Source organism: Stenotrophomonas sp. FW305-3-2-15-E-LB1 (genome assembly GCF_058787375.1).
In genome coordinates this window covers 75,452-85,321 of record NZ_JBYSZR010000020.1, presented here as the reverse complement: position 1 = coordinate 85,321, position 9,870 = coordinate 75,452, and the positions used below count along the sequence as shown (strand labels likewise).

General features: G+C 68.4%; 9 protein-coding genes and 1 pseudogene. 8 read left to right on the top strand and 2 right to left on the bottom strand.

Annotated features, from left to right (window positions below; genetic code table 11):
- The first annotated feature begins 255 nt into the window (after positions 1–255).
- Positions 256–1,230: an MBL fold metallo-hydrolase gene (locus AC3WL7_RS14595; protein ID WP_492751114.1), complete on the top strand. Its 975-nt coding sequence runs from the start codon at positions 256–258 to the stop codon at positions 1,228–1,230.
- A 98-nt stretch (positions 1,231–1,328) separates the two neighbouring features.
- Here the strand turns inward: AC3WL7_RS14595 and yihA are convergent, their stop codons facing one another.
- Positions 1,329–1,931: a ribosome biogenesis GTP-binding protein YihA/YsxC gene (gene yihA, locus AC3WL7_RS14590; protein WP_079223317.1), complete on the bottom strand. Its 603-nt coding sequence runs from the start codon at positions 1,929–1,931 to the stop codon at positions 1,329–1,331.
- Positions 1,932–2,088: 157 nt separating this feature from the next.
- Between yihA and AC3WL7_RS14585 the strand changes: the two genes are divergently transcribed.
- From AC3WL7_RS14585 to AC3WL7_RS14570, 4 genes are all read left to right on the top strand, one after another.
- Positions 2,089–2,889 (top strand): c-type cytochrome, encoded by an 801-nt coding sequence (locus AC3WL7_RS14585; protein ID WP_079223319.1) that lies wholly within the window; start codon positions 2,089–2,091, stop codon positions 2,887–2,889.
- A gap of 106 nt (positions 2,890–2,995) precedes the next feature.
- On the top strand, positions 2,996–3,640 hold the full coding sequence (locus tag AC3WL7_RS14580; RefSeq protein WP_079223321.1) for a thiol:disulfide interchange protein DsbA/DsbL: 645 nt from the start codon (positions 2,996–2,998) through the stop codon (positions 3,638–3,640).
- 106 nt (positions 3,641–3,746) lie between these two features.
- Positions 3,747–4,571 (top strand): thiol:disulfide interchange protein DsbA/DsbL, encoded by an 825-nt coding sequence (locus tag AC3WL7_RS14575; RefSeq protein ID WP_492751111.1) that lies wholly within the window; start codon positions 3,747–3,749, stop codon positions 4,569–4,571.
- Positions 4,572–4,625: 54 nt separating this feature from the next.
- Positions 4,626–5,363 carry an endonuclease/exonuclease/phosphatase family protein gene (locus AC3WL7_RS14570; RefSeq protein WP_174208737.1) on the top strand — a complete coding sequence of 246 codons (738 nt, stop codon included), beginning with the start codon at positions 4,626–4,628 and terminating at the stop codon, positions 5,361–5,363.
- Between the two features lie 87 nt (positions 5,364–5,450).
- Here the strand turns inward: AC3WL7_RS14570 and AC3WL7_RS14565 are convergent.
- Positions 5,451–6,324 (bottom strand): annotated as a pseudogene (locus AC3WL7_RS14565) (EamA family transporter).
- 72 nt (positions 6,325–6,396) lie between these two features.
- On the opposite strand from AC3WL7_RS14565, the gene AC3WL7_RS14560 reads away from it, so the two are divergent.
- The 3 genes from AC3WL7_RS14560 to fhuE all read left to right on the top strand — a co-directional run bounded on the left by AC3WL7_RS14560 (position 6,397) and on the right by fhuE (position 9,800).
- On the top strand, positions 6,397–6,870 hold the full coding sequence (locus AC3WL7_RS14560; protein ID WP_492751109.1) for an Lrp/AsnC family transcriptional regulator: 474 nt from the start codon (positions 6,397–6,399) through the stop codon (positions 6,868–6,870).
- Positions 6,867–7,418 carry a M23 family metallopeptidase gene (locus AC3WL7_RS14555; RefSeq protein WP_492751107.1) on the top strand — a complete coding sequence of 184 codons (552 nt, stop codon included), beginning with the start codon at positions 6,867–6,869 and terminating at the stop codon, positions 7,416–7,418. Before AC3WL7_RS14560 ends, AC3WL7_RS14555 begins: the two co-directional genes overlap by 4 nt.
- 219 nt (positions 7,419–7,637) lie before the next feature.
- A complete protein-coding gene (gene fhuE, locus AC3WL7_RS14550) occupies positions 7,638–9,800 on the top strand; it encodes a ferric-rhodotorulic acid/ferric-coprogen receptor FhuE (protein WP_492751105.1) in 2,163 nt (720 codons plus the stop codon).
- Positions 9,801–9,870 lie beyond the last annotated feature (70 nt).

Below are 9,870 nucleotides of genomic sequence, written 5' to 3'. Positions count from 1 at the left end.
TGTGAGCGGCATGGATGCCGCGACCAAGCCCCCATGGACGGGTTTACGGCGTCCCCTGCCACCGGACCCACCCCGCCTACCCTCAGGAAACCAGCTTCTGCTTTTGACGTTGACGTTGATCTGCAGCAGGTGCAGGGCTGCAAGCCCTGCCGTACACAGCCCCCTGAGCATTCCACGCAGTGGTTTGAGCGCATCGCGCGCGCGCCACCCGGCACGCTGCACGGCAACGGAATCCCCCGCCTTGCCGAGTCCCTCATGAACCTCCATCACCTGCCCCTGCGCGCCGCGCTGCTGCTGGCACTGTCCTCCCTGCCGCTGGCTGCCATGGCCGAAGCCATCTCGCCGGCCCCCGCCCAACAGGTGCCGGGCGTCTACCACCAGCGCGTCGGCGCCCTGCAGGTCACCGCCCTGTTCGATGGCGTGGTCGCGCTGGGCCGGCAGGAAGTGGTGGGTGTCGCGCCCACCCTGGTCACCCGCCTGCTCGATGGCCGCTATGTGCCCGAAGACAGCAAAGGCCTGCAGACCGCGGTCAACGCCTTCCTGGTCCGCCAGGGCAACCACCTCACCCTGGTCGACACCGGCACCGCGCAGTGCTTCGGTCCCGGCCTGGGCCAGGTGCTGGGCAACCTGCGCGCGGCAGGCGTGGACCCGGCCGAGGTGGACGACGTGCTGCTCACCCACGCCCATCCTGACCATATGTGTGGCGTGCTGGATGCGCAGGGCCAGCCGGCCTATCCCAAGGCCACCGTGTGGCTGTCCAGGGCCGATGCCGATTACTGGCTGGACCCGGCCAGCGAAGCCGGTGCGCCGGAGGGCGTGCGCTTCGCTTTCCCGCTGGCGCGCAACGCGGTGGCGCCGTATCAGGCCAGCGGTCACCTGCGCACCTTCAGCCCCGGCGATGCCCTGCCCGGCGGAGCGGTCGCGATGGACAGCCACGGCCATACCCCCGGCCATGTCTCCTACCGGTTCGACAGCCAGGGTCAGTCATTGCTGGTGTGGGGGGATGTGCTGCACTTCCACGCGGTGCAGTTCGCACACCCGGAAGCGGCCTTCGAGGCCGATGCCGACCGCAAGGCGGCCATCGCCAGCCGTCGCGCCCTGCTGCAGCAGGCCACCGCCCAGGGCTGGTGGGTGGCCGGTGCGCACCTGCCGTTCCCCGGCCTGGGCCATGTGCGCCGCGAGGGCGAGGCCTATGCGTGGGTACCGGCGGAATATTCGCCGTTGAAATGAAGTGCCGCCGGGCATGGCGCCGTTGCCGGCCAGCGGCCGGCACTACCAGAAGGCAGGTCGGTAGCGCCCGGCTGCCAGCCGGGCGACCAGCAGACGCCTTACGCCAGCCCCAGCCAGCCGCCGATCACGCCGCGGGCTTCATCCACGCCGGTGCGGTCCTCACCGGAGAACACCTGCACGCTGACGCTGTCGCCGTAGGCCGAATGCAGTTCCTTGCGCACCTTCTGCAGGGTCTGCATCTGCTGGCTGCGGCTGAGCTTGTCGGCCTTGGTCAGCAGCGCGTGCGCCGGCATGCCGCGCTGCACGGCGTAGGACAGCATCTGCCGGTCGTAGTCCTTCAGCGGGTGGCGGATGTCCATCACCACCACCAGGCCCTTGAGGGCTTCGCGGGTGCGGAAGTACCGGTCGATGAAGGCCTGCCAGTGCGCCTGCAGGTCCAGCGGCACCTTGGCGTAGCCGTAACCGGGCAGGTCGACCAGGTGCGCTTCCGGGGTGATCTGGAAGAACACCAGCTGCTGGGTGCGGCCGGGGGTCTTGGACACGCGGGCCAGGGAGTTCTGCCGGGTCAGCGCGTTGAGGGCGCTGGACTTGCCGGCGTTGGAGCGGCCGGCGAAAGCCACTTCGGCCCCTTCATCGGGCGGCAGCTGCCGCACGTTATGGGCCGAGAGGTGGTAACGGGCGCGTTCGATGAGCAATGACATGTGCCTAGGATCGCATGTTGCGGCGCCGCGCGCCCGTTCCCGGCGCCGCCGGCCGGGAAAATGCTGCACTGCTGCGTTGACCGTGCGCGGAAACGGCGTTGATAATCCGGGCGATGCCGGCGGCCACCGCCCGGCCCGGTCCATACGGAGCTTTAGCATGCGCCACGCTCGCGTTCTTGCCGTATCCGCTCTTGCCACTGCCGTCGTCGTTGCCGCTGCTGCCTTCGCGCAGACCACGCTGACCCCGCTGCCGGACAACGGGCCGATCCGCACGGCCTCGCTGGAGGTCGATTTCAGCAAGACCACCTGGGGCGACGCCAAGGCCGGCCAGACCAAGGCCTCGGCCTGCGCGGCCTGCCACGGGGCCGACGGCAATTCCACGGTGGAGATGTACCCGTCCATCGCCGGCCAGAGCGAGCGCTACGTGGCCCAGCAGATGGCCCTCATCGCCAACGGCCAGCGCAGTTCCGGCGCATCGGTGGCGATGGTGCCCTTCGTGCAGAACCTCACCCCGCAGGACATGCGCGATATCGGCGCGTTCTTCGCCACCCAGAAGGCCACCGCCGGCATCGCCGACGATACGGCCGTGACCGATGGCCCCTACAAGGGCATGAAGTTCTACGAGATCGGCCAGCAGCTGTACCGCGGCGGCGACGCCACGCGCGGCCTGCCGGCCTGCATGGCCTGCCACGGTCCCAGCGGCGCCGGCAACCCAGGCCCGGCCTATCCGCACATTGGCGGCCAGCACGCCAGCTATGTCGCTCGCCGCCTGCAGGAGTACCAGGCCGGGCAGACCAACGAGACCGACAAGGCGCACTTCCAGATCATGGCCGCCGTGGCCCAGAAGCTCAGCGAACAGGAAGTCCAGGCCCTCTCCAGCTACCTGCAGGGCCTGCACAACAAGGCCGATGACATCGCCGCCGAAGCCGCCGCCACGCAACCGGCCGCCGCCCCCTGACCGCCACTGGTCGGCCCGGGTCGCCACGGCGGCCCGCGGCTGCGGTATGTTTCCTTCACGCCGGCGGCTGCGCCGGCGTTGTTATTTTCAATGGAGATGCGTGTCGATGAGGTTGATTCCCCGCCTTCTGCTGTCCCTGCTGGTGATGCTGCCGCTGGCCGCTTACGCCGCTACCCCCGCCAATGCCCCGCTGGTTGAAGGCAAAGACTACGAACGCATCGCCAAGTCCGGCCCGTTCCAGCCCCTGGCCGGCAAGATCGAAGTCGTTGAAGTCTTCGGCTACACCTGCCCGCATTGCGCCCACTTCGAGCCGCAGCTGGAAGCCTGGGCCGCCAAGCTGCCGGCCGACGTGCGCTTCACCCCGGTCCCGGCCGCCTTCGGCGGTGCCTGGGATGCCTGGGCCCTGGCCTATTACGCCGCCGATGAAGTGGGCGTGGCCAAGCGCAGCCACGCCGCCGTGTTCAAGGCCCTGCACGAGCAGGGTTCGCTGCCGATGCAGAACGTCTCGGCCGATGAGCTCGCCACCTTCTACAGCGCCTATGGCGTGAGCGCCGACCGCTACAAGCAGGCCCTGCGTGGCGATGCGGTGCAGAAGAAGGTCGCCGAGGCCCGTGCCTTCGCCCAGCGCACCCAGGTGCCGGGCACGCCCGCCATCATCATCAACGGCCAGTACCTGGTGCGTGGCAACAGCTTCGAGGACCAGCTGCGCATCGCGTCCAAGCTGATTTCCGAAGCCCGCGCCCGCCGCTGAACCAATCCCGACCATCGACACGGCGCTGTCGCCGCCGCATGTCATCATTTCCCCCTGGCCGGCGCCCGCCGCCGGCCCCACCTTTCCAGATGCTGGAGACGTTTCAATGAAGACCCGTATCGCTGCTTTCGCACTTGCAGCCCTGCTGCCGATCCTGGCGGCCTGCAAGGCCGACGATGGCACCACCAACACCACCGCTCCGGCTGAACCGGCCGCGACCCCGGCTGCCGCCGAGCCTGCCGCGACCCCCGCCGCCGAGCCCGCTGCCGGCGCCGAAGGCGCTGCCCCGGCCGCCACCGACACCGCTGCGGCTGCGGCCCCGGCCCCGACCACCACCGCGCTGACCGGCCCGGCCCCGGTGGAAGGCGCCGACTACCAGCTGATCAGCAACGGCCAGCCGTTCCAGCCGGCTGCCGGCAAGGTCGAAGTGGTCGAGATCTTCGGTTACGTCTGCCCGGCCTGCGCCGCCTTCCAGCCGCTGGTCGGCCCGTGGAAGGCCGGCCTGCCCAGCGACGTGAACTTCGTCTACGTGCCGGCCATGTTCGGCGGCACCTGGGACAACTACGCCCGTGCCTTCTACGCCGCACAGACCCTGGGCGTGCAGGAGAAGACCCACGAGGCGCTGTACGCCGCCATCCACTCGCAGCAGACCCTGAAGGGTGAGCGTGGCGCCGACTCGGTCGACGACATCGCCAAGTTCTACGCCGGCTACGGCGTGGATCCGAAGCAGTTCGCCGCCACCATGGGCAGCTTCGCGGTGAATGCCAAGACCAACTCGGCCAAGCAGTTCGCCCAGCGCAGCCAGATCAGCGGCACCCCGTCGATCATCATCAACGGCAAGTACCTGGTGAAGGGCAAGACCTTCCCGGACATGCTGCGCATCGCCGACCATTTGATCGCCCGCGAACGCGGTGCGGCCCAGGCGCACTGATCCAGAGAGAAAGCATTGCCGGCCGTGACTTCCCCCCACACACGGACCCTGCGCTTGCTGACGGCCAACATCCAGGCCGGCTCGAGCACCCGCCGCTACAGCGACTATGTGACCCGCAGCTGGTCACATGCGCTGCCGGCGGGACGCAAGCGCAGCAGCCTGGACGCGATCGCCACCCTGGCGCGCGGCCATGACATCGTCGGCCTGCAGGAGGCCGACCCGGGCAGCCTGCGGTCGGGCTTCACCAACCAGACCCACTACCTGGCCCAGCGCGCCGGCTTCAACTACTGGAGCCACCAGCCGAACCGGCGCATGGGCGGGGTGGCGTCCAGCGCCAACGGCCTGCTGAGCAAGCTGGAACCGGTGGAAGTACAGGACCACGCCCTGCCCGGCCGTATCGGCGGGCGCGGCGTACTGCTGGCCAAGTTCGGCGATGGCGAGGACGGCCTGGCCGTGGCGGTGGCCCACCTGTCACTGGGTGCGGGTTCGCGGATGTCCCAGCTCGGCTTCATCGCCGAGCTGCTGTCCGACCATCCCAACGCGGTGCTGATGGGCGATTTCAACTGCCTGGCCGAGCGCCCGGAAATGCAGGTGCTGTACCAGAAGACCCGGCTGCAGCCGCCGGGCTGCGTGGTGCCGACCTTCCCCAGCTGGCGCCCGGACCGGGCCATCGACCACATCCTGGTCAGCAGCAACCTGCAGACCCGCAGCGTGGAAGCCGTACCGGCCGCGTTCTCCGACCACCTGGCCCTGGCCATGGCCATCGACGTTCCCGCCGACGCCCTGCGCTGACCCGCCGCGCGGGTGGGTGCGGACTTCCACTGCTCTGGTGGGTGCGGACCGTTGGTCCGCACGCTCTCCGCCGGGCACACCCCGGCGCTACCCCACCTGCACCACCGGCGTTCTCAACCGCCGCGGTCATCGTGCTGCCTACCGAAGCCACCACCGTGCAGCCGATTGCCAGCCACTGAACGCCGGCCAGCTGCTCGTGCAGCAACAGCATCGCCCACAGCGCGGCTACCGCCGGTTCCATGCTGATCAGGATGCCGAAGGTTTCCTTGGGCAGGCGCTTGAGCGCCATCATTTCCAGCGACATCGGGATCGCGCTGGACACCAGCGCCACCAGCAGGCCCGCCAGCAGGATCTTCGGCTCCAGCAGCGCCATGCCGGCGTGGGCCACGCCCACCGGCACCACCACCAGCGACGCAGCCAGCAGCCCCAGCGAAACCGTATGGCCGGCATGCAGGTGGCCGGCGCGCTTGCCGAAGACGATGTACAGGCCCCAGCACGCCGCGGCGCCCATGGCGTAGAGCACGCCAGCAGGATCCAGCGCCGGCCCGCCGCCCAGTGGCAGCAGCAGCAACAGGCCCAGCAGCGCGCACCCTACCCAGACGAAGTCGATCGGCCGCCGCGAGGACAGCATCGCCACCGTCAACGGGCCGGTGAACTCGATGGCCACCGCGATGCCGAAGGGAATGGTGCGGATGGCCATGTAGAACAGCAGGTTCATCAGGCCCAGGGTCAACCCGTAGCGGAGGATGGTCATCGCATCCACGCGGCTGGTTTTCCAGCGCCACGGCCGCCAGAACAGCAGCAGCAACAGGGCCGAGAAGCCCACGCGCAACGCGCTGGTGCCCTGCGCGCCGACCAGGGGGAACAGGTGTTTGGCATAGGAAGTGCCGATGGCCAGCGCGGTAACCGAGCCGAGCACCGCCAGCGCCGGCAACATCGGCGCGAATCGGGAAGTCTGCATGCGCCCAGTCTATTGCGCTGGCGGCGAGCACTTGGCTCAATTGAGGGCCCGTCCGCGCAATTTCTGCTCGCCATGGCCACCGCCCCCGTGCTGGACAGCTTCGACCACGCCATCCTCGACCTGCTGCAGCGGGACAACGCCCTGCCGCAGCGGCAGATTGCCGAGGCCGTGCACCTGTCCACGCCCGCCGTGCAGCGGCGCATCAAGCGACTGCAGGACAGCGGCGTGATTTCCGCCAACGTGGCCGTGGTCGACGCGGCCAGGGTCGGTCGCCCGCTCACGATCATCGTCGAAGTACGCGTGGTCAGCGAGCAGCGCGAGAAGGTGGCCCCGTTCCGCCGCCGCGTGCAGGATGACCCGGCCGTGCAGCAGTGCTACTCGATCACCGGCGACGGCGATTTCCTGCTGCTGCTTTCGGCGGCCTCGATGGAAGAGTACGAAGCGATCACCGAGCGACTGTTCGGCGGCGACGACAACATCGAGCGCTTCCGCACCTCGGTGGCGCTGGGCACGTTGAAGCGCAGCTTCTCGGTCCCGCTGGCATGACCTCGCCGCCCTCCCCTGCCCGACGCCTGCGCCGCTGGCTGCTGTCCGGCGCCCTGCTGCTGGCCGCCGGCATCGCCGCGCTCTCCCTGTGGAACAGCCCCTGGGCGGCGGCACCGAAGATGCTGTGGACACTGGGACGCATGCCTGTGGCCACTGAACTGCCGGTACCGGTAGACGGCGTGCGGCCCAGGCAGATCGCCAACACATTCGGCGCGCCCCGCGGCCGTGACCGCACCCACGCCGGCATCGACATCTTCGGCAAGCGCGGCACGCCCGTGCGCAGCGCTACCGCAGGCGTCATCGCCGATGTGAGCGAACGCGGGCTCGGCGGGCGCCAGGTCTGGGTGATCGGGCCCGGCCGCGAGCGCTACTACTACGCGCACCTGGAAGACTGGGCCGAGGGCCTGGCGCGAGGCCAGGTGGTGCAGGCCGGCCAGCTGCTGGGCTACGTGGGCGACAGTGGCAATGCCAAGGGCACGCCGCCGCACCTGCACTGGGGCATCTACGGTACGGACGGCGCCCGCGACCCGTTGCCGCTGCTGCGTTGACGCCGCCAGACGCGCCCTGCGTCATTTGTAAATAGAAACAATTCGCATTACCATGTTTGCGTTTTCCGGGCAGCCAGGACGGTTCGCCCTTCTTCGCATTGCCCAGCCACCGCCTTGGAACGCAGGGCCCCGCCAGCGGCGTGAGACCCCCACCAGCCGCGGCGCCAGACCATCCGGGAAGCCGGTCGGACGCACGCACGTGCCCGTCCAGGAAACCCAATGATCCGTTCGACCCTTGCCCTGCTGCCGCACCGCCTGTCCGCGGCGGTGCTCTCCGCCCTGTGCCTGGCCGCCGCGCCTGCCGCCTTCGCCGAAACCGCCGCCGACCCGACCACGCTCGACAAGGTGGTGGTGAAGGGTGAGCGCGCCGAAGGCTACTCGGTGCGCAGGACCTCGGCCGGTACCCGCTTCGACCTGGCCCCGCGCGAGATCCCGCAGTCGGTCAGCATCATCAGCCACCAGCGCATCGAGGACCAGAACCTCGACGACATCATCGACGTGCTGGGCAACACCACCGGCGTGAGCAGCACCCAGTCCGATACCGAGCGTACCGAGTTCTACGCGCGCGGTTTCTACATCGACAGCTACCAGTTCGATGGCCTGCCGACGCAGATGGTGCAGAACTGGAGCTACGGCGATTCCGGCCTGGACCTGGCCCTGTACGACCGCGTGGAAGTGGTGCGTGGCGCCACCGGCCTGCTCAGCGGCGCCGGCAACCCGTCGGCGTCGGTGAACCTGATCCGCAAGCACGCCGACAGCGCCGAGCTGGCCGGCAGCGTCTCGGTCAACGTCGGCAGCTGGGGCCGCACCCGCACCACGGTGGACGTGGGCAGCGCACTGAATGCCAGCGGCACCGTGCGTGGCCGTGTCATCGGCAGCTACCTGGACACCGATGCGCAGATGGACCGCTACAACCAGCACAAGACGCTGGGCTACATGGTCATCGATGCCGACCTGACCCCCGATACGCAGCTGAGCGTGGGCTACGACTACCAGCAGAAGCGCGCCAACGGCGCGACCTGGGGCGGCTTCCCGATGCTGTTCTCCGATGGCACCAGCACCGGCTACGACGAGTCGTTCAATGCCAGCCCGAACTGGACCTACTGGGACACCACCAGCAAGCGCGCCTTCGCCACCCTGGAGCACGGCTTCGCCAACGGCTGGAAGTTCAAGATCGGCGCCACGCATGACGAGACCAAGGCCGACGACAAGCTGTTCTACCCGGCCTACAACGACTGGGTTACCGGCGCCTCGTTCTTTGACAGGAACACCGGTGCGGGCATTTCGCCGTCGGCCGGCTTCTACAACACCGAACGCAAGGTCGACGCGATCGATGGCTTCGTTGACGGCCCGTTCCAGCTGTTCGGCCGCGAACACCAGTTCATGGCGGGCCTGAGCTACAACAAGCGCGACTACGCCAACTACGGCGACTACCAGGTCGGCGGTGCCGGCCTTGCCTGGGATCCCTTCTCCAGCTACCTGAACTGGACCGGCAACATCAGCGAACCGGACTGGAACCCGCTCAGCCTGGCCAGCGAAGGCACCATCACCCAGAAGGCCGGCTATGCCGCCACGCGCCTGTCGCTGGCCGATCCGCTGAAGCTGATCATCGGTGCACGCTACACCGACTGGAAGAGCGAAGGCGAAGGCGCCGATCGTTCGCACAAGGTGACCACGCCGTATGCCGGCCTGGTGTTCGACATCAATGACACCTACTCGACCTATGCTTCGTACACCGAAATCTTCCAGCCGCAGATGCTGAAGGACCGCAACGGCAGCTACCTCGATCCGGTCGACGGCAAGAGCTACGAAGTGGGCGTGAAGGGTGCCTGGTTCGACAACCGCCTCAATGCCTCGGTGGCCGTGTTCCGCATCGAGCAGGACAACGTCGGCCAGTCGACCGGCGAACCGGTGATCGGCGGAACCGGAGGCGAAACGGCCTACATCGCCGCTCGCGGCACGGTCAGCCGCGGCTTCGAGTTCGAGCTGAACGGCGAACTGGCACCGGGCTGGAACGCCACCTTCGGTGCATCGCGCTACGTGGCCAAGGACATCAATGACGCGGACATCAACACCAACCTGCCACAGACCACGCTGAAGCTGTTCACCAGCTACACCCCGCAGTCGCTGACCGCATTGACCGTGGGTGGCGGTGCCAACTGGCAGAACCGCATCTATTACGCGGTGCCGGCATACGGCCGCATCGAACAGGACGGCTACGCGCTGGTCAGTGCCTTCGTGCGCTACCGCATCTCGCCGGAGTTCAGCGTGCAGGCCAACCTGAACAACCTGCTGGACAAGAAGTACTACTCGCAGATCAACGGCTACGGTGCGTTCGGCGACGGCCGCAATGGCTCGCTGACCTTCACCTGGTCGTTCTGATGCAGAGGGCGCCGGGCAACCCCCGGCGCCGTGCCTTGTAGAGTCGAGCCGTGCTCGACTGGCTTTCGAC